Genomic DNA, 20,659 nt, shown 5'->3' on the forward strand with positions numbered 1-20,659 from the left:
AGGAAAACTGCACCATGAGTACAACGGTTACCTTCCACCGCAATCAAATTTCAACAGCCAACCATTTACCTTTTACACTGTTTGGCGGCGTGAATGTTCTCGAAGACCTAGACTCCACATTATTTGCTTGCGAGAAGTATGTGGAAGTAACACAAAAACTCGGCATTCCTTACGTTTTCAAAGCTTCTTTCGACAAAGCAAACCGTTCCTCCATCCACTCTTTCCGCGGAGTAGGGCTAGATAAAGGCATGGAAATTTTTACAGCCGTAAAAAAAGAATTCGATGTTCCAGTAATTACGGATATCCACGAACCCTATCAATGCCAGCCGGTAGCTGAAGTATGCGATATCTTGCAGCTTCCTGCATTCCTTGCCCGTCAAACGGATCTGGTAGTGGCTATGGCAAAAACCGGACGCGTTATCAACGTCAAAAAACCGCAATTTCTCAGCCCTTCACAGATGAAAAATATCGTTGAGAAATTCAAGGAAGCCGGCAACAGCCAACTGATTTTATGCGAACGCGGAGCAAATTTCGGTTATGACAATTTAGTTGTCGATATGCTCGGCTTCGGCGTGATGAAAAAAACCTGCGGCAATACGCCGGTGATCTTCGATGTTACCCATGCTTTGCAACAGCGCGAAGCAGGCGCAGCAGCGTCCGGAGGACGCCGCAGTCAAGTTGTGGATTTGGCTTTAGCGGGAATGGCAACCGGCTTGGCAGGACTGTTTTTAGAATCACATCCCAACCCCGACCAGGCAAAATGCGACGGGCCGAGTGCCTTGCCTTTGGATAAACTGGAAGACTTTTTAGTGCGCGTCAAAGCCGTCGACGACCTAGTAAAATCTTTTCCTGCATTGGATATCGAATAATGCAAACATCGTCTTTAGTCACACTGATTATTCCGTTTTTCGAACCCGAAAGACACAACGGAATAACCGATGCGGCCAACATTCAGGATATTTACCGACAGATATCGCAAATCCAAGGCATTAATACGATTATCACCATAACCGATAACGCCGACCTTGCTGCCGAAATCGAAAATCTCGGCAAAACGGTAATGTTGGTTCAAACCGAAACCAATAAAGTCTATGCCGATATCCACAATCGATACCCTGCCGACATTTATATCCGGCTGGAACCGAAGCTATTTCCATTCGAGCCGGCCGGCATAGAAACATTCATTGCCAATATGGCGGCTTCGACCGAAACCGGCATAGGCACATTGTGTACACCGATATCCGAAGTCAACGCCCATAATCCCAATACCGTTAAAGTGGCATTGGATTGCAACAACCATGCTTTATATTTCAGCCCTTATCCGATTCCGTCTACAATCAACTACGAAAACAAGTCCTATCTCCGACACATCGATGTTTTTGCCTACCGTCATGCCATTTTTTCACAACTGTGCACTTTAGCAAAAACTGATAACGAGCAGCACACCTTAACTCCTCTTGCTATTTTGTCGTCAGGATTCCGAATCAAAGCATTTGAAACGCAAGTCCCTTTGCCATGCAGTACCATTTCACCATTATCCGCCGTCAAATTGGTCATTACCGATGTAGATGGCGTATTGACAGACGGCGGCATCATTTACGATGAAACGGGAGAGTGCCTCAAGCGCTTCCATGTCCGTGATGGTTTGGGCATACGTATGCTTGAAGAGTCAGGCATACGCGTTGCCGTTTTGTCGGGTCGCGATTCCGCAACACTGCGAAAACGGGTCAGCGACTTAGGTATTTCATTCTTTAAATTCGGTGTAAAAGACAAATTCGCTGCTTGCCGTGAATTAATGCAGCAAGCCGGTGTTTCTGCCGAAGAAACTGTCTGCATCGGTGACGACACCATCGACCTGCCCGCTTTTGCCGCCTGCGGATTCAGCTATGCCGTCGCCGACGCGCCGGAATATATCAAAAGCCAAGCAACAGGCCGTCTGAATACTCCGGGCGGCAACGGAGCATTGCGCGAATTGGCCGATGCCGTTTTAACCGCACAAAATAAAGCAGATGTCTTTTCAACAGCAGAAGGTTTTGCCAAAATTATGCATGGTGCGAAACAATAACCTACAAATCAATCATAGGAATACGTTTTTATGAAATCCGAAATTTTGCAGCACGCCCTGGCTACCATGCGTCAGGAAGCAGAAGCCATCGAAACCATGGCAACCCGTTTAAACGAGCAATTCGAGCAAGCCGTTCAAGCCATTATGGGCATGAAAGGACGCGTGATCGTTGTCGGTATGGGCAAATCGGGCATTATCGGACAGAAAATCGCCGCCACCATGGCCTCTACCGGCACCCCGGCATTTTTCGTCCACCCCGGAGAAGCCTTTCACGGCGATTTAGGAATGATTAAACCTGTCGATGTTACCCTGCTGATTTCCAACTCAGGAGAAACCGAAGAAGTTATCCGCATTCTTCCTTTCCTTCAGTACCAACAAAACAAAATCATCGCCATGACCGGCAACACGCATTCCACCTTAGCCGAAAACGCCGATATCGTTTTAGACATCAACGTTTCCCGTGAAGCGTGCAGCAACAACCTTGCACCCACTTCCTCAACCACATGCACATTGGTGATGGGTGACGCTTTGGCCATGGTTTTATCTTCACAGAAAAACTTCAAACCGGAAGACTTCGCCCGCTTCCACCCCGGCGGCAGCTTAGGTCGAAAACTGCTGACCCGCGTTTCAGACGTGATGAAGAAAAAAAACCTGCCCACCTGCACACCGGACGACCTGTTTAAAGACGTGGTACACAGCATCAACCGCGGCCAATCCGGGCTGGCACTGGTTATGGAAAATAACCGGCTGCAAGGCATCATTACCGACGGCGACATACGCCGCGCTTTCGACCGTGAAGACAACTTCACCACCCTGCGCGCCAAAGACATCATGACCCCAAATCCGAAATGGGTTGCCCCCGATGTCCGCTTTGGCGAAGCCGAAGCCTATATGCGTGCCTCGAAAATCAATTCGCTGGTTGTACAAAATACAGAAAAAGAAGTTGTCGGCATATTATGTATTTACGATTTAAAAGACGCGCCGCCGGCCGTCTGAAAATTTAAAACAAAACAGCAAATAAACCCGCATTCACCGCCAATATAGAAAACGATACAAGGCAACCGAATCAGAGTTTATTTGCTGCAAAGCTCATCAAAATATATCAATAAAAACACATTACACGGAAAACAAAATGAATACCCAACCGATGGACCAGCTGTTCCAACAAGCATTAGACATGCTCAACACCGAGCATCCCGACCTGACCCAAGCCACCTATCTCCTGCAAAAAGCCGCTTATGCCGGCCACATCGAAGCCGCATTCCAGCTTGCCGGCTGCCTGCTCAGCAGCACCCCGACCCAAGCCGACCTCAACCAAGCCGTTTACTGGCTCGATAAAGCAGCACAAACCGGACACACCTACGCCCGATACAATCTACTGCAAATGCACGAAGCCAACAAAGATCCCATAGAAAACCTAATCGGCGGCTATCTGAAACTGGCCGAAGAAGGCTTCGTCCCGGCACAAGTCCGTATGCTCCAATACTATCTGGCAACACACCAAGCCGAAAAAGCCCTGCATTGGGCCAAAACCGCAGCCGAGCAAAACCACCCCCAAGCCCAATACTACCTGGCACAACACTATCAATACGCCCAGCATCCCGACTTAGCACAAGCGCACCGCCTGTATCATGCCGCCGCCGAACAAGGCCTGGCCGCCGCGCACTGGCAGCTCGGCAACCAATACCGTTTCGGTCAAGGCACGGAAAAAAACCTCGAAACCGCACTTATCCACTTAAGACAAGCGGCCGAGCAAGGCATCGCACCCGCACAAAACGCCTTGGCAGAGCTACTGACAAACATCAAACCCCAAGAAGCCTTCGAGTGGTTTCAGACGGCCTCCGAACAAAACGACAGCGACGCCCACGCCGCTTTAGCACACATTTACCTGGTCGGCCAACTGACCGAACGCAACAGCGAAAAAGCCCGACAGCACGCCGAGGCAGCCGCACAGCAAAACCACCCCGAAGCCACACGCATACTCGGCGACATCTACCGCTACGGATTAGGCGTACCTGCCGACCACGAAACAGCACAACAACTCTACCGCCGCGCCTCCGACTTAGGCAGCAACGCCGCCATGCAGAAACTTTTGGCCGAAACCGCACTACAAACCCCCGAAGCCTACGAGACGCTCAAACAGCAGGCACTACAACGCCAACACACAGAGAAAACCTATCAAGAAGCCTTTGCCAACCACTACGGTCTCAGCCGCCCGCAAAACCACCAGCAAGCATTGGCACTCTACACCGAAGCCGCCGAAGCCGGCCATGCAAAAGCCCAAACCAATTTAGGCATGATGTATTACAACGGGCACGGCACCAAACAGGACGCCCAACAAGCAGCCAAATGGTTTCACGCCGCCGCCGACCAAAGCGACCCCACAGCCCAATACAACCTTGCCTGCCTCTACCGCCACGGACACGGTGTAGAGCAAGACAACTTCCGCGCCTGCCAATGGCTGCAAAACGCCATAAACAGCGGCCACGATCATCCCGACGCACTGCAACAACTGCTACACACATGGCAAACCGAATAAGCCCGCAAATCCATACCCATTAAAATTTCAGACGGCCTCCCCCACCCCGGAGGCCGTCTGAAATTTTATAAGCAATACAAAATCCACTCTTGAGTTTTCCCCACCCCGCCCACACCTTGAGCGCAATCCTTATAACACTATTCAGACAAACTACCGACTATGAGCAACAGAGATTTTTACGAAACGCTCGGCATTGCACGCAGCGCCAGTGACGACGACATCAAAAAAGCCTACCGCAAACTGGCGATGAAATATCATCCCGACCGCAATCCCGACAACAAAGAAGCCGAAGAAAAATTCAAAGAAGTCCAAAAAGCCTACGACATTCTTTCCGACAAAGAGAAACGCGCCGCCTACGACCAATACGGCCACGCCGGCGTTGATCCCAATATGGGCGGAGGCGGCTTCGGCGGAGGCTTCGGCGGCTTCGGCGGCGCGCAAGGTTTCGATTTCGGCGACATCTTCAGCCAAATGTTCGGCGGTGCCGCAGGCGGAGGACGCCAGCAAAACTATCAAGGCGCAGACCTGCAGTACGCCGTGGAAATCACCTTGGAAGAAGCCGCCAAAGGCATCAAAAAACGCATCACCATTCCGACACATGAAGAATGCGACGTCTGCCACGGCAGCGGTGCAAAACCCGGCACATCACCGACCACCTGTTCTACCTGTCACGGCTCCGGCACGATTCACGTCCGCCAAGCCATCTTCCAAATGCAGCAGACTTGTCCGTCGTGCCACGGTTCCGGCAAACAAATCAAAGACCCCTGCGTCAAATGTCGCGGTGTCGGCTTGGTGAAAACCAGCAAAACCGTTGAAGTCAACATTCCGGCCGGCATCGACGACGGCCAACGCATCCGTCTGAGCGGAGAGGGCGAACCCGGCACCAACGGCGCACCGGCCGGCGATTTATACGTTGTCGTTCATGTGAAAGAACACAAAACTTTCGAACGCAACGGCTTGGATTTGCACTTCGAAATGCCCATCAGCTTTGCTACCGCGGCCTTGGGCGGAGAAATCGAAGTGCCGACGCTGGACGGCAAGGTCAAACTCAGCATTCCGAAAGAAACCCAAACCGGCCGCCGCATGCGCGTCAAAGGCAAAGGCATCAAATCGCTGCGTTCCAGCGCAGTCGGCGATCTGTATTGCCATGTGGTTGTCGAAACCCCGGTTAACCTGACCGAACGCCAAAAAGAATTGCTGGAAGAGTTTGAGAAAATATCTACAGGCATGGATCGTGCGCAAACACCGCGCCAGAAATCCTTCTTCGACAAAGTGCGCGATATTTTTGAATAATGTGGCTAAACCCACAACCCAAGGCCGTCTGAAAAAAGCCGCAAGTGCCATGCCGATGCACAAACAAATAAAGTTTAGCGGCTGTATTTTCAGACGGCCTCAGCTTATGCGATAATCCGTTTACCGCAATACTTGGCAAAACCGTGAAAACCAACCGCGTTATCAACACCACCACAAGCCACGCTGCCGGAAGCAGCGGATTTGCCGTTTTCCTAAAAAACCAGCCCGTTTCTACGGGCTTTTTTACGGAGTCAACAAACAGCCATGCCTAATCCCCTATACCGTAAAAACGTCATTTCCATCTCCGATTTAACCGACGAACAACTCGAACTGCTGCTGCATACCGCCCTGAAATTAAAAGCAGAGCCGCGCGACGACCTGCTGGCAGGAAAACTGATCGGGTCGTGCTTTTTCGAACCGTCCACGCGTACCCGCTTGTCATTCGAAACCGCCGTACAACGCTTGGGAGGCCAAGTCATCGGCTTTGCCGACGGCGCCAACACCAGCGCGAAAAAAGGCGAAACCCTAGCCGATACCGCCCGAATTATCAGCAGCTATACCGACGCCATTATCCAACGGCACCCCAAAGACGGCGCAGCCCGTGTTTTAGCGGAATTCAGCAGCGTACCCGTCATCAATGCCGGTGACGGCACCAACCAACACCCCAGCCAAACCCTACTCGATCTGGTAACCATTTACGAAACACAAGGCCGTCTGAATAATTTGAAAATCGCCATGTGCGGCGACTTGAAATACGGACGCACCGTCCACTCTCTCGCCCAAGCACTCAAACGCTGGGGCTGCGAATTTGCCTTCGTTTCACCGCCCAGCCTGTCCATGCCCGAATACATTACCGAAGAGCTGGACGAAGCAGGCTGCGCCTACCAAGTCCTGCCGACATTGGAAGCAGCGGTAGAATGGGCCGACATTCTCTACATGACCCGCGTACAGCGCGAACGCTTCGACGAACAGGAGTTTGCCAAAATCCAAGGCAAATTCAATCTTGAAGCTGCCATGCTTACCAACGCCAAAAACAACCTGCGCATTCTGCATCCACTGCCGCGCGTCGACGAAATCCATCCCAATGTCGACGGCACGCCCTACGCCTACTACTTCGAGCAGGCCACCAACGGCGTTTATGCGCGCATGGCCATTTTGTCTTTGATTTTGAATGAAGAGGTTTAAAAGAATATCATGACGGACAAAAAACAATACAGCGTCGAAGCCATTGAAAACGGCACGGTCATCGACCATATCCCGGCAGGTAAAGGCCTGACCATTCTGCGTCAATTCAAACTGCTGCATTACGGCAGCGCCGTAACCGTAGGCTTCAATCTGCCCAGCAAAAACCACGGCAGCAAAGACATTATCAAAATCTCCGGCGTACGCTTCGACGAACAAGCCGCCAACCGCCTGGCACTGTTTGCTCCGGAAGCCACCGTCAACGTGATTGAAGACTTCAAAGTCGTGCAAAAAATGTTGTTGGAACTGCCCGATACGATTTCCGAAGTCTTCCGCTGCCCGAACCCGAACTGCGCCAGCCACGGCGAACCGGTTAAAAGCCGTTTTTACGTACGCCGCCACAACGGCCAAACCAAATTGAAATGCCACTACTGCGAGAAAACCTACTCGCGCGAATCGGTAACCGAATCTTAAACGCACACCGTGCAAACGGATTTATCCTTGCAGCTGAACGGCAAAATAATACGGCGGAGGCAACCCAGTCCTTACCGGCTGGTAAACCGCCAATCCGATACGGCCTGCCTGAAATATGTTATCCTTTCAGACAGGCCGTTATTGCGAACAGAAGAAACCCAACCGCCATAATATTTCCAGCAACCCCGATACCGCCGTATCGCCTCTCCGGAGAATCGGTTTACCAGTATGGCTCAAAATTTTCACAAACTCTTTGCCCCGATACTTTACGTCATCATTTTCCTCACCGGTTTTCTAACGGCGGCAATCTGGCTCTCACCCGATGCATATCTGGAACATTTAACCGATGTGCTTACCGCTTTTTCTCTGGCCGCCTTCGTCACTTTGGCATTTTTGTTCTGCCTGTTTTCTTTAAAGCGCAACACATTAAAACAACTGGAAATCCTACAACGAGAGCATATGCGCCCCATTCTGCGCGCCGCTTTGCAGCTTTCTCCCGAACATCCGAATCTGCTGGTCTGCCATCTGCATAACTACGGTAAAGGTTTTGCCAAACATATCCGCATTCGGGCCGAAGCCCTTACTTCCACGCCCGCAGCCGATTTGATAACAGAAAAACTGAACAGCCTGCCCGTTTTTTCAGACGGCCTCGATATGATGGCGGCAAACGAACCCCGCTCTTTCATCTTATTCGACCTAGATGATATGCCGGATCCGGCCGCTCCCGATTCAGACGGCCTCATCAAAATCCATACCGTCTGCAACGATATTTTCGGCTCGCTGCACAGCAACGAAACCACGCTCGACCTATCCGGACTGGTACGGCCGCATACGCCGAAGGCAAAAGCAAAACCCAAACTCTTGTACTAAAATAAGATTCAGATTCATCTCAAACGGACAACATCATGATTTCGCTCACAACACTGGTTATCGCCGCTACGTTTACCGTTCTCCTATTGCTGATCAGCATTTTTATGCCCAACCCCATCACTTGGCTGATGACCCTGATTCTCGGTGCCGTAACCGCACTGATTCTTTGGCCGCAATATCAAGGCCAGCAACAGGCCAAACAAAGCGGCACGGAAATTACCGCCGCCGTTCAAGAAGTACGGCAATGGACGCAAAAATCGGGTGAGCACTACATCGACAAATACGAAATTCTTGCCGTCGCGCCCAACCCGAACACCAGCCAAATGCAGACTTTCGTCAGCCCGCCCATGACCACCGATCCCTCCCCTTATTTAGGCAGCACCGTCAAAGTTACGGTAGATTGGCAAAATCCCAAAGCCTATATTATGGACTTATCCTTCCTGCCTTTTCCCGTCCATTAACTCAACCGACCAATGCATTCAGACGATATTTTTACCCTACTTTCACGCATGGTTAAAACGGCCGTGCTGTAGAAAATAAGCCGTCTGCCGGGCAACGGCCTGATCCACCAACATACCGGTATGCGTTACCGGCAGCACAATATGGTCACGCATACCCTCCACGCACGTTTCCGCCACCGTAACCGTACCGTCATTATCGCCCGGCAAACCGAGCACCCGACCCAAACCCAAAGGTTTGCACCCGGCAATACTGCCCAAACATACTGTCTCCGGCAACGGCGGCAGGCAACCGTCAAGCGCATGGTCATAAGCCTTGCCTAAAACAAAAGGCATCAAATTATTTAGCTTTTCCGCAGCCATGCTGCCCTGATGCGGCGTACCCAAAGTAACAATCTTCCCGGTTACCCATTGCGGATATGCCGCGGCAAAATATCTCAAGACCAAACCGCCCAAGCTGTGCCCGACAAAATGCAACGGCCCCTCGTCTTCCGCATAAAACCGTTGCACCCACTCCGCCAACGCACAGACATGATCGTCAAAACAACCCATAACGCTGTAATACCCAAACGTCCGCGCTTCAACATCACAAGATTTTAGCAAGTGCGCAAACGGCAGCAGCGACCAAGCGTGCATATGGATGCCGTGCAACAATACAACTTTATGCCGCATATAAACTTTTCCGCATAAAAACAGACTAATCAATCATATTGCATATAATAAACCGTATTTATTTTTTTATATAAAACAAAGAAATAATGTTATTCTTTCAAGAAGAAATTTTAATTAAAAAAATAATAATTCAATATATTTAAATTAAATCAAACACGGTTACTAAAAATGAAAATAAGCATAAAACAAAAATTTTTCTTATACCTGTTACGCAGTATAGGCGTTATTCTCCCTCCCTCATATTCGAAAATAGTCGGCCCGATTGCCAAAGCCATCCGCTACCGCATAGCCAAACAGATTTCTCCGCATTTGGGCAGAAACGTCAATATAGAACGGGGAGGATTCGTTTTGCCCGACACCGTCGTAGGCGACAATTCCGGCATCGGCACTTATTGCGAAGTCACCCAAAGCCTGATCATCGGCAAAGATGTCCTGATGGGGCCGGAATGCCTGTTTTACACCAAACAACATAAATTCAACCCGCAAACCCAAAGACTGGAAGGCTATACCGACATCAAGCCGATTACCATCGGCGACAGAGTCTGGCTCGGGCGTCGCTGCATCATTATGGGCGGCGTAACCATCGGCGAAGGCGCAATTATCGGAGCAGGCTCGGTCGTTACCAAAGACATTCCGCCTTATTGCATGGCCGCCGGTAATCCTGCCGTAGTCAAAAAACATCTGCTGGACAACCAAACCGAGCACCAACCGGACTGATATTCAAAATAGATTTACCGTTTATATGCTTGAACGTTGAAAACCATAAATACAAAACACATTCAAAATGAACATTAAAAAGGCCGTCTGAAAATTTCAGACGGCCTTTCAGCTTCAATCAGTTAATGATTCAGCAAACTCTGTGTTTCAATCAACCGCGCCGCCAAGTCGTGCCGCCCGCGCCGTCTTCGAGAATGATGTTTTCGGCATTGAGCAAATCGCGGATGCGGTCGGATTCCGCCCAGTTTTTCTCCGCACGCGCTTGTTTGCGCTGTTCAATCAGGCTTTCGATTTCTTCGTTGGAGAGGCCGTCTGAAACGCTGCCGCCCTGCAAAAATTCCTGCGGATCGCGTTGCAGCAAACCGATAATGCTGCCGAGTGCTTTCAGGCAGCCCGCCAGTTCGTTGCTGTTGGTTTTGTTGACTTCGTTGGCCAATTCAAACAACACGGCTATCGCTTCTACGGTGCCGAAGTCGTCGTTCATGGCGGCGAAGAAACGGCGGGTGTAGTCGTTGGCGTTTTCGTTTACGGCAAACTCGGCAGGCGGCGTGTTTTTCAGGGCGGTGTACAGGCGGGTTAACGCGCCTTTGGCATCGTTCAAATGGGCATCGGAATAGTTCAAGGGGCTGCGGTAGTGGGCGCGTAAAATAAAGAAACGCACCACTTCGGCATCGTATTTTTCCAACACTTCACGGATGGTAAAGAAGTTACCCAGCGATTTGGACATTTTCTCGTTATCCACGCGGATAAAGCCGTTGTGCAGCCAATATTTCACATGGCTTTCAATCGCTTTGCCGCCCGAACGGTTGTGGCCGCAACTGCCGCCGTGCGCGCCGCAGCTTTGGGCGATTTCGTTTTCATGATGCGGGAATTGCAAGTCTGCACCGCCGCCGTGAATATCGAAAGTGTCGCCGAACAACTCTTCGCTCATGGCCGAGCATTCGATATGCCAACCCGGGCGGCCCTGCCCCCACGGGCTTTCCCACGCCGGTTCGCCGGGCTTGGCGGCTTTCCACAAAACGAAGTCCAACGGGTCGCGTTTGAAACCGTCCACTTCCACGCGCTCGCCCGCGCGCAAATCGTCCAAAGATTTGCCGGAAAGCTGGCCGTATGTGGCAAATTCGCGCACGGCGTAGTAAACATCGCCGTTATCGGCGGCATAAGCCTTGCCGTTGTCGATCAGGCGTTGGATCATGCCCAACATCTGTTGCACATGCTCGGTGGCTTTCGGCTCCACATCGGGGCGGATCACGCCTAAAGCCGCCGCATCTTCATTCATGGCTCGGATAAAACGTTCGGTCAGCTCGCCGATGGTTTCGCCGTTTTCCGCGGCGCGGGCAATGATTTTGTCGTCGATGTCGGTGATATTACGCACATAAGTCAACGGATAGCCCTGCGCACGCAACCAACGGGCAATCATGTCGAACACTACCATCACGCGTGCGTGCCCCAAGTGGCAGTAGTCGTAAACGGTCATGCCGCAAACGTACATGCGCACGTTTTTCGAGTCGATGGGAATGAATTCTTCTTTTTGGCGGGTGAGGGTGTTATAAATGTTCAACATGTGAATGTGGCTCTCAATGATTTTTGCAGTTTAATGTTCAGTAGGATTAAACCAAGCCATCCTGCCTTGACCGGCAGCATGGTTGTCATGTTTCAAACAGCCTGCCCGATTTGCTTAATGCAAAACGCCGTGAGACCGTCTGAAAAAACAAGCGTTTTATAGCAAATCTGCCCGATTTCTGCCAGGGCATTTCCACCACCCCCTACCGCCTTGCATCAATGCCCGGACCGGTTATCGTGATTGGGGAAAATGGAGATTTTCAGCTCTGCGAAATCTTGGGCATCTAAGGTAATTTCCTGATCGAAGCAGAGTTTGCGTACTTTTTCCAAAGCTTCTTCTTTGCTTTCCGCGTTGATATAGACGATTCTGTTCAACACTTCCTGGATTTCGATTTTAAACCGTTGCATATTTCATCTCCGATACTGTGTTTATCAAGCGGTTCGTTTTGGGCCGTTGGTATTCGACCGTATCGGCCGGCGGAAATATCCCCGAAATCCAAAATTTTATACGCAGATTGAGCATAACTCTCTTGGAACATATACCCTGCTCCCGTTAAGCGGCTTATCTGCCCGATAACAGGCCGTCTGAAAATTTTAACCGATGCACTGTTTTTCAGACGGCCTCAACAACATTACTCGGCTTGGAATACCGAGGTATCGGTTTTCGGTTGGTTTTCAGCAATTTCAACCGCTTGGCTTTGCTTGGCCGCTTCTTCGGCTTCGGCGGCCAAACGTTTTTTCTCGGTGAGGTAGGTGTTGATTTGATACACCAGATCCTGCGTGCCTTGACGGGATAATGCGCTGATTTTAAACAGGCGCGGGGTGTTCATGTCGAAGCCGAAGCGGTCGTCGGGGGCGGGGTGGTTCCAGCCGATTTGTTTTAAAAATTCGGCGGCGCGCTCTTCGGCTTCTTCTTCGCTCAACATGTCGAGCTTGTTCAGCACCAGCCAGCGCGGTTTGTCGTAGAGTTCTTCGTCGTATTTGCGCAGTTCTTCCACAATCGCCAAGGCTTCTTCGGCGGGGTTGACGCTCTCGTCGAACGGTGCCAAGTCCACCACATGCAGCAGCAGGCCGGTGCGGGAGAGGTGTTTCAGGAAGCGGTGTCCCAAGCCCGCGCCTTCGGCAGCACCTTCGATGAGGCCGGGGATGTCGGCCATCACGAAGCTGTTGTTTTCGTCCATACGCACCACGCCCAGATTGGGGTGCAGGGTGGTAAACGGGTAGTTGGCGATTTTGGGGCGGGCGGCGGAAACGGCGGAAATCAGGGTGGATTTGCCGGCGTTCGGCATACCGAGCAGACCCACGTCGGCCAATACTTTCAGCTCAAGCTGCAAGCTGCGGGCTTCACCTTCTTCGCCGGGGGTGGCTTGTTTGGGGGCGCGGTTGACCGATGATTTGAAGTGGATGTTGCCCAAACCGCCTTTGCCGCCGCGGGCGAGGCATACTTTTTGGCCGTGGTGGGTAAGGTCGGCGATGATTTCGTCGGTGTCGATGTCGCGGATCAGGGTGCCGACGGGCATGTGCAGTTCGATGTCGTCCGCGCCTTTGCCGTAGCGGTCGGAACCGTGGCCTTTTTCGCCGTTTTTGGCTTGGTAGCGTTTGACGAAACGGTATTCGACAAGGGTGTTGATGTTTTCGTCGGCCACGGCGAACACGCTGCCGCCTTTGCCGCCGTCGCCGCCGTCAGGCCCGCCGCGCGGTACGAATTTTTCGCGGCGGAAGCTGACGGCTCCGTTACCGCCTTTGCCGGCAACTACTTCGATTTTTGCTTCATCAATAAATTTCATGGTGTTTCCGATAATTTTTCAGACGGCCTGTTGAGAAAGGCCGTCTGAATTTTAAATATTCAATGGATTGATATTATAAAGGATATGTCAATAGGCCGTCTGAAAAGTTTTCGGCCTGTGCTGTCGGGGCGCGATGAAAAGGGCTGCAACAGGATTTTCGCCGTATGCGCCGTCTTGCTGCGGAGGGTTTAGGGAAAGCCGATTCAGCGTATTTCGACCGTTGAATAGAGTTTGACTTGTTCGTAAACTTCGTCGGTAACGTTGATGCAGCCGTTGGTCATATTGCGGTCTGACGGATTGCCGGAAGCGATACGCTCCATGCGTTTTTCTGACGGTTTGAGCGTCCATACGCGGTGAATGGCAAAAATGAATTGGGGTTCTTCTTTGAATTTGATAACGTCTCCGCCGTAGCCGCGATGGGGCGTGCGTACCAATTCCAAATTATAACGGCCTTTCGGCGTAGTAGGGCCGACCAGGGCCGGATGGCAGGTTTGGATATCGGGAAAACACAATTCCGCTTTTTGTGTATCCACAATCACCGCCGGGCGTTCTACAAGGTCAAAAGCCTGAGCTTGGAAGCTCAGGCTCAGCAGCATAAAATATGCCGTTTTCTTCATTACTTACTCGCGGATACGTTTTACGGAAACCGGAGCGGCAACTTCGCGGATAATCACTTCGCGTACCACAGGAGCTTTGGCTTTAGGACCGCAGCCTGCAGGCAGCCAGTGGAAACTTTGCGCATCCATGTTTTTGTCGAACAGGATTTTGTATTGACAGGTTTTGTGCTGGCCGTTTTCACGGTAGTTGAACAAGTAATCCCATTCGCGTACGCCGTACAGACCTTCGTTGAAATGCGGGCGGCCGATCAAGTTGTAGATTTCGTCCTTGTTCATGCCCGCTTCAATCATGCGTACATTGTCCCAGTTCGGCCAAGAGCCGTGTTGGGTACCGCTGTGGCGCAGGGTGGTTTTTTCAGGATTCGGCCATACAGGATTGTCGGTCGTGCCTTCTTTTGTTACTTTGCTCAAATTGCCGCATGCAGCCAAAGCCAACGCAGCAACCAACGGCAACAACACTTTTGCAGATTTCATCATAATCATTATTCCTTATAAAACAGGTGTTTTCATGAGGCCGTCTGAAATTTCAGGCGGCCTGTGTGTCATAAACAGCTATCGGATTACCATTGATAACCAACGCTGCCACCCCAGTTCACGTGTTTTTGGCTGTTGATGCCCACACCGAATTTGGTTGACCATTTGTTGTTATCTGCATTACGCGCATAACCTACTGCCAAAGACTGTTCGCCGCGGTAACCGCCGACAGCCATAGACACCATGCTCTTACCCGGTTCATTAGGACGTTGCAGGAAAGCAATCGCAGTCGCACCGGCGATACCGGCACGCAGATCTTCATCCATTTCTGCAACACGATTACCCAAGTTTTGGATATTAACGGCATTACCGCCTACTTTTTCGGCAACAGCGTGCAGCTGACTGCCGTTGATTGCATCGGTGCTGGTCGCATTAATACGGCCTGCTGCCACATTGGTTAATGTGCGCGTCAAACCGGAAGCCGCACTACCGATGCTGACATTGCCAGAAGGTGCATTACCGGCAAATCCGCCATAGGTAACGCCGCCTACAGTTGCCTCATTGGTGCCAACCGCTTCATCTGTTTCAGAGAAACTGCCCAATGCTACGCCGCTCACATGATTGGCTTTTGCACCACGGCCAACCGCAACCGATTGGTATTTGTTAGCTTCAGATTGGGTACCGAATGCAATACTGTTGTTTCCTGCCGCCAATGCAGAGGAACCCATTGCAACCGCGTGTACTTTTTCAGCTTTAGCAGCACGGCCGATTGCAATCGTTTGGGTGTCTTGCGCACGGGATTGCGGCCCCACCGCAATGCTCATAACGCCACCGGCTGTAGAACCCGAACCCAAAGCCGTTGCACTACGTTTTTCTGCAGATGCGGCAGCACCCAAAGCCACACCGCTATCCGCACCTTTTGTCACTTGAGACAAGCGACCTACTGCAGTACCACGATCCGACTCTACGGACGCACCTTGACCTACTGCAGTCGTTTGTTTTCCTATTGCTTTAACATGTGAGCCAACCGCAGTTGCAGTCGAGCCTTCGGCAACAGTCTCCACACCGATGGAAATAGAGCCATTGCCTTTATTCGAAGAAAGCCTGCCCACAGAGATACCGCCTACATCTTGACTTGATGCTACCGTACCAATGGCAATACCGAATACCGCTTTCGCTCCATCACCTGCTTGGTTATCTCGAGTGATGCCTTTATCATTCACACTAAAATAAGGCTCAGCCGCAAAAGCTGATCCGGAAGCCAGCAAAGCCCCCGCCACTACTGCTGCCAATACTTTACGGCTTGTCGCCGGTTTAGTGAGTGGTAAAACCGTATCAATTTGATTCATAACAAACTCCTTATTATTAATTTTAAAGAAGCAAGCCGAATCCAAGTAATGTTTCCCAATTATCCTTATGGAACTTCCAGACAAGTAGGATGATGTTTTTATTTAATTTGTATATTTATGATATTAGCTTAAGTATGCTTGTTCAATAAAATGACACGCAAATGAAATAACTTTTATAAATATTATTAATAGTTATAGTCATTAAAATAATCTAGTCTTTTAAAAACAACAGATTACATTCCTTAACGCATTTAATTTTTTCCTTATATTTCAATAAATAACAAACGGTTTATTTATACTGAAAACAAAAATGGCCGTTAATTTTATTTAACGACCATTCCTTTTAAATACATTGTCATTTCTTAACAAGTGTGGTAAATACGCACAAATTTGTAAAAGATTCCACCTCAAGAAAGCATTTCACCCACACTTTCTATCCGCCAAACTTCCCCTTCAAACACCAATCTGCTGACAGAAGCATTAGGAACGCTTTGATAAGGGATACTGTCTTTATCAATACTTTTCAAAATCGACGTAATCGCCATACCGTGCGACACCATCAAAATACGGCCTTGTCCGGGTGCGCGGCAAACCAATTCCCGCATTCCCCTGCGTAAACGGCCGACAAACTGCGCTTCCGTTTCCGCCAAATCCAAAAAATCCAGTTCGCTGACGCTTTCCGCCAACAAATGCGTCTCTGCACTGCGGAAAACCTGCAACCAAGTATCTGCATCCGACAAGCCCCTGTGCCGTGCGACCGCCTGATGCACCGTCTGCACATATTCGCCCTCGAAACCTCCAAAACAGTATTCGCGCAAATCGGCAATCGTGCCGACTTCCAAACCGCGCATACCGGCCGCATGGAGAATCAGGTGTGCCGTATCGACGGCGCGCGGGCTGATACTGCTAAACGCCGCATCAAAAGTAATATTGCGTTCGGCCAAAGCCAAGCCGAGATTTTCCGCAACAGCCCTGCCCTCTTGCGTCAGCGGAGAATCGCTCCATCCCTGCAAACGGCCGACGGTATTGAAAACGGTTTTTCCGTGACGGACAAGATACACTTCCAACGACATCCTGTTTACTCCCAAGCTGAATCGGCACACACTTTTGTCTTTGTGCCGGTATTAAAGTTTTATTTGACGGCTTCAGGCCGTCTGAAATTTCAGACGGCCTGTTTTTATGCGGCTTCCCAATAATCGATATAAAGCTGCAACTCGACATTGTTGCGCCATTCGTTTGCCACCGGCCGGTACACGGTACGGATACGCGCCGGAATATCATCGGTGCAACGCCAAAACATCGCCTCAAACTCACAGCCTTCTTTTCTCAACCATGCTTTTTTGTGATTCACACCCATAGGCTGTTGGCGGACAACGGTAAATTCGTCAGTGAAGCTCGGCGGTGCAAACCCCTGCCCCCAAACCTGCAAAGCCAGATTTTGGGCTTGTGCCAAAGTCATTTCACCAACCGGCAAGCTGCCGTCGGTAACATAAGTTTGCGACAGATCGTCCTGATCCACCAAACCGCCCACCACTTCCTCAAAGGCCGTCTGAAAATCCGCCACATCTTGTTCGCGGATACTCAAACCCGCCGCCATGGCATGACCACCGAATTTCAAAATCAAATCGGGATGGCGTTTCGATACCAAATCCAAAGCGTCACGCAAATGCAAACCCGGAATCGAACGCCCTGAGCCGCGAACCTCACCGTTATCGGCTGGCGCAAAAACAATGGTCGGGCGGTAAAAACGGTCTTTCAAACGGCTGGCCACAATACCGACCACGCCTTGATGAAAGTCCTCACGGTAAGCCACCAGCGTAGTTTGGCCTTGGGGTAACGTTTCCGGAAACGCATTCAACGCATCTTGAAGCATAGACTGCTCGATTTCACGGCGCTCGATATTCAAATCGTTCAACTGCGCCGCCAGACTCTGCGCTTCTTCATCGTTATCGGCCAGCAAGCACGCAATTCCGACCGACATATCGTCCAAACGGCCGGCCGCATTGATACGCGGGCCCAATGCAAAACCCATATCGAAAGGCTGCGCCTTACGCCAATCCCGCCGCGCCACCTCAAACAAAGCACGGATACCCGGCCGCATTTTGCCCGCACGCATCCGCTTCAAACCTTTCGACACCAAAATACGGTTGTTGTGATCCAATGCAACCACATCCGCCACCGTACCCAACGCGACCAAATCCAACAATTCGCCCAAGTTCGGTTCGGGCAGGCCGTCTGAAAAATAACCGCGCTCGCGCAATACCGCACGCAAAGCCGTCAAGACATAAAAAATCACACCCACACCGGCCAGACTTTTGCTTGGAAAAGTGCACCCCTGCTGATTCGGATTCACAATAATACAGTCCGGCACCGTTTCCGCCGGCAAGTGGTGATCGGTAACGATCACATCCAAGCCCAACTCCTGTGCTTTAGCCACTCCGGCCAAACTGGCAATACCGTTATCCACCGTAACCAACAAATCCACACCTTGCCCAGCAGCGATTTCCGCCAATTCCGGCGTCAACCCGTAACCGTGTTCAAAACGGTTAGGCACCAAAAAATCGACTGTCGCGCCCATAGCCGCCAAGCCCTTCACACCGACCGCACACGCCGTTGCGCCGTCTGCATCATAATCGGCCACAATCAATATTTTCTGCCGCTTTTCCAAGGCATCGGCCAAACGCTCCGCCGCTTCGACACAGCCTTTCAAATCCCGAAAAGACAACAGGCTGCTCAACTTATCCTGCAACTCATCGGGCGAAGCCACCGCACGGGCGGCACACAAACGCGCCAACAAAGGATCGGCGCCGGCCTGAATCAAAGTTTGGCAAACACCGGCATCAACCGGACGGGTGTGGATTTTGACGGACATAAAAATTTCTAACACAAACAATCGTAAAAAAACGATTGTATAACAACCTGACAACGTCTTGTTAGCCCTAAAATTCAGACGGCCTCTCCATAAAAACACATCGAAAGGCCGTCTGAAAAACAATAACTCTGTAAAAAACTTGCCAAAACAACAAGCCCTTGCCATAATAGCCAGCTTCATTTTGAAGTATAGGCAAAATCCCTATACCCGCTAACCAAAGGAAACAGCATCATGAAAAAAGATATTCATCCGGATTACCACGAAGTTAACGTAACCTGCTCTTGCGGCAACAAATTCGTTACTCAATCAGTAATGGCAAAAGAAAACTTCTCTATCGAGGTTTGCTCTGAGTGCCATCCTTTCTACACCGGCCAACAAAAAATCGTTGACAGTACCGGTCGTGTTGACAAATTCAACCAAAAATTCGGCAACATGTTCAAACGCTAATAGCGAATGTAATGAATACAAAAAAGCAGCCCCCAAACAGGCTGCTTTTTTTATTTGCAAACCAAACCGGTACCCGATATACCAACCTTCTATCCGCCCAAACGTCCGGCAAACTGTTTTTGCCGTTTCCAAAACGCCCGGCCGGCTTTCGCCTTAACCAACAACTCTCCGCCTGCCTCACCGTCGGTCACCAGCTTCAACTGCTGCACGCTGCCGTCAGACAAGGCCTGCCACAAAGGCGCAAACCAACGCTGCTCCCATTGCTCCAAAATGTCTTTATAAGTCCAAACATCCGCCGTATGCGCCGTTGCTGCCAAATCATCTAAAAATAACAGGCCGTCTGAAAATTTCCCGCCGTTTTCAGACAACACCGCCTGCCATGCCGACCAATCATACGGCGCATCCAACTTCGTTCCCGGATAAAATTGCGCCCATACGCTGTCGCTGCCCAAAACAGACTGCGAAGACGCCTGACCGCAACAATCCGTCCACAGCCAAACGCCGTTGATTTCAGGCTGCTTGGCAGCCTGCCTGCGGCGGTTGACATCATGACCGTGCAACCACATCTGCATTTCGGTCTGCCATTGCAGCCACTGCACCGCGTCCGAACCCTCCGCCTTCACCGAACCGTCCATCTGCCCCAACATATCCAATACCGGCGGCACCTGCCAATCCGGCATGTTTTCCAAAACCAGCAACCATAAATCAGGACGGACAAGATAAAAACGCCAACCCAAGTCGCGATACAAATCCTCCAAGCCGCGGCACAACGCTTCGGCTTCATCCAAACCGATACCGATATCCTGACCGCCGACCATATTCACATGATGCATACCCATCTGCTGCCAAACCGGGCTGACCAACACGGCGGCACTGTGCTCTGCAATACCCGCCGCCTTTTTTGCCTCTGCCAAAAGACTGCCCTGCCACAAATAACGTCCATATAACTCCGACGCTTCGGCAGTAACGGCAGAAAAGCGGCCGAAGCGCATCAACTTATTCAAAGAAGGCACAAGCAAAGGCGGCAAACCGTCTCCCGAAAGACGGTTCAACGAAGGAATAACCAAAGTCAGATTCATACACAAACCACCAAAAAAGTAACAAAACCGGTCGGCGTTTACGATGTCCGCACGCCGTTCAAATACAAAACAGGCTATTTTAATGGTAAACTTAAAAACTAAGTAAAATTTAGAAATACCTGTTGAAATCAAAGCAATAGATGTCATAATTCTGCCCGGACAAACTTTTTATATCCAGGCATGGCCGTCTGAAAATACCGC

General features: G+C 50.7%; 21 protein-coding genes. 11 read left to right on the forward strand and 10 right to left on the reverse strand.

Going from position 1 to position 20,659, the window contains the following annotated elements:
* Nucleotides 1-14: 14 nt before the first annotated feature.
* From kdsA to EL309_RS05005, 9 genes are all read left to right on the forward strand, one after another.
* On the forward strand, nt 15-869 hold the full coding sequence (gene kdsA, locus EL309_RS04965; RefSeq protein ID WP_036494703.1) for a 3-deoxy-8-phosphooctulonate synthase: 855 nt from the start codon (nt 15-17) through the stop codon (nt 867-869).
* The gene (locus tag EL309_RS04970) at nt 869-2,065 is read left to right on the forward strand and encodes an HAD-IIIA family hydrolase (RefSeq protein ID WP_004285959.1); all 1,197 of its coding nucleotides are present in this window, start codon (nt 869-871) and stop codon (nt 2,063-2,065) included. The genes kdsA and EL309_RS04970 overlap by 1 nt, the downstream gene beginning before the upstream one ends.
* Before the next feature lie 30 nt (nt 2,066-2,095).
* The gene (locus tag EL309_RS04975; RefSeq protein ID WP_004283239.1) at nt 2,096-3,061 is read left to right on the forward strand and encodes a KpsF/GutQ family sugar-phosphate isomerase; all 966 of its coding nucleotides are present in this window, start codon (nt 2,096-2,098) and stop codon (nt 3,059-3,061) included.
* Nucleotides 3,062-3,197: 136 nt separating this feature from the next.
* Nucleotides 3,198-4,604 carry an SEL1-like repeat protein gene (locus EL309_RS04980; RefSeq protein ID WP_004285957.1) on the forward strand — a complete coding sequence of 469 codons (1,407 nt, stop codon included), beginning with the start codon at nt 3,198-3,200 and terminating at the stop codon, nt 4,602-4,604.
* Nucleotides 4,605-4,763: 159 nt separating this feature from the next.
* Nucleotides 4,764-5,897, forward strand: a complete 1,134-nt coding sequence (dnaJ, locus tag EL309_RS04985) for a molecular chaperone DnaJ (protein WP_004283242.1) — start codon at nt 4,764-4,766, stop codon at nt 5,895-5,897.
* A 264-nt stretch (nt 5,898-6,161) separates the two neighbouring features.
* Complete coding sequence (gene pyrB / locus EL309_RS04990; protein WP_004283243.1) at nt 6,162-7,082, forward strand: aspartate carbamoyltransferase; 921 nt, start codon at nt 6,162-6,164, stop codon at nt 7,080-7,082.
* A 9-nt stretch (nt 7,083-7,091) separates the two neighbouring features.
* Nucleotides 7,092-7,553 (forward strand): aspartate carbamoyltransferase regulatory subunit, encoded by a 462-nt coding sequence (gene pyrI, locus EL309_RS04995; protein WP_004283244.1) that lies wholly within the window; start codon nt 7,092-7,094, stop codon nt 7,551-7,553.
* 228 nt (nt 7,554-7,781) lie between these two features.
* Nucleotides 7,782-8,423: a hypothetical protein gene (locus EL309_RS05000; RefSeq protein WP_107726603.1), complete on the forward strand. Its 642-nt coding sequence runs from the start codon at nt 7,782-7,784 to the stop codon at nt 8,421-8,423.
* A gap of 35 nt (nt 8,424-8,458) precedes the next feature.
* Nucleotides 8,459-8,884 carry a hypothetical protein gene (locus EL309_RS05005; protein WP_004283246.1) on the forward strand — a complete coding sequence of 142 codons (426 nt, stop codon included), beginning with the start codon at nt 8,459-8,461 and terminating at the stop codon, nt 8,882-8,884.
* A 42-nt stretch (nt 8,885-8,926) separates the two neighbouring features.
* Here the strand turns inward: EL309_RS05005 and EL309_RS05010 are convergent, their stop codons facing one another.
* Nucleotides 8,927-9,553: a lipase/acyltransferase domain-containing protein gene (locus EL309_RS05010; RefSeq protein ID WP_004283247.1), complete on the reverse strand. Its 627-nt coding sequence runs from the start codon at nt 9,551-9,553 to the stop codon at nt 8,927-8,929.
* Between the two features lie 168 nt (nt 9,554-9,721).
* Between EL309_RS05010 and EL309_RS05015 the strand changes: the two genes are divergently transcribed.
* Nucleotides 9,722-10,270, forward strand: a complete 549-nt coding sequence (locus tag EL309_RS05015) for an acyltransferase (protein WP_050793670.1) — start codon at nt 9,722-9,724, stop codon at nt 10,268-10,270.
* Between the two features lie 151 nt (nt 10,271-10,421).
* Here the strand turns inward: EL309_RS05015 and cysS are convergent, their stop codons facing one another.
* From cysS to recJ, 8 genes are all read right to left on the reverse strand, one after another.
* Nucleotides 10,422-11,834, reverse strand: a complete 1,413-nt coding sequence (gene cysS / locus EL309_RS05020) for a cysteine--tRNA ligase (RefSeq protein ID WP_004283250.1) — start codon at nt 11,832-11,834, stop codon at nt 10,422-10,424.
* A 215-nt stretch (nt 11,835-12,049) separates the two neighbouring features.
* Nucleotides 12,050-12,241 (reverse strand): DpnD/PcfM family protein, encoded by a 192-nt coding sequence (locus EL309_RS05025; protein WP_004283252.1) that lies wholly within the window; start codon nt 12,239-12,241, stop codon nt 12,050-12,052.
* Between the two features lie 224 nt (nt 12,242-12,465).
* The gene (obgE, locus tag EL309_RS05030) at nt 12,466-13,620 is read right to left on the reverse strand and encodes a GTPase ObgE (RefSeq protein ID WP_004283253.1); all 1,155 of its coding nucleotides are present in this window, start codon (nt 13,618-13,620) and stop codon (nt 12,466-12,468) included.
* Nucleotides 13,621-13,823: 203 nt separating this feature from the next.
* Nucleotides 13,824-14,237, reverse strand: a complete 414-nt coding sequence (locus EL309_RS05035) for a L,D-transpeptidase (protein ID WP_004283254.1) — start codon at nt 14,235-14,237, stop codon at nt 13,824-13,826.
* Between the two features lie 3 nt (nt 14,238-14,240).
* The gene (locus EL309_RS05040; RefSeq protein WP_036494724.1) at nt 14,241-14,711 is read right to left on the reverse strand and encodes an outer membrane protein assembly factor BamE; all 471 of its coding nucleotides are present in this window, start codon (nt 14,709-14,711) and stop codon (nt 14,241-14,243) included.
* Nucleotides 14,712-14,797: 86 nt separating this feature from the next.
* Nucleotides 14,798-16,060: a YadA family autotransporter adhesin gene (locus EL309_RS05045; protein WP_004283256.1), complete on the reverse strand. Its 1,263-nt coding sequence runs from the start codon at nt 16,058-16,060 to the stop codon at nt 14,798-14,800.
* A 407-nt stretch (nt 16,061-16,467) separates the two neighbouring features.
* Nucleotides 16,468-17,133, reverse strand: a complete 666-nt coding sequence (locus EL309_RS05050) for a histidine phosphatase family protein (protein WP_004283257.1) — start codon at nt 17,131-17,133, stop codon at nt 16,468-16,470.
* A 104-nt stretch (nt 17,134-17,237) separates the two neighbouring features.
* A complete protein-coding gene (gene recJ, locus EL309_RS05055; RefSeq protein ID WP_040669669.1) occupies nt 17,238-18,932 on the reverse strand; it encodes a single-stranded-DNA-specific exonuclease RecJ in 1,695 nt (564 codons plus the stop codon).
* A gap of 231 nt (nt 18,933-19,163) precedes the next feature.
* Here recJ and rpmE point away from each other — a divergent pair, with 231 nt between their 5' ends.
* Entirely contained in the window at nt 19,164-19,379 is a 216-nt protein-coding gene (rpmE, locus tag EL309_RS05060; protein ID WP_004283259.1) for a 50S ribosomal protein L31, read from the forward strand.
* A gap of 89 nt (nt 19,380-19,468) precedes the next feature.
* On the opposite strand, the gene EL309_RS05065 is transcribed toward rpmE, so the two are convergent.
* Entirely contained in the window at nt 19,469-20,458 is a 990-nt protein-coding gene (locus EL309_RS05065) for a hypothetical protein (RefSeq protein WP_004285945.1), read from the reverse strand.
* Nucleotides 20,459-20,659: the final 201 nt, after the last annotated feature.

Source organism: Neisseria weaveri, assembly GCF_900638685.1.
In the GTDB taxonomy this organism is placed as follows: Bacteria; Pseudomonadota; Gammaproteobacteria; order Burkholderiales; family Neisseriaceae; genus Neisseria; species Neisseria weaveri.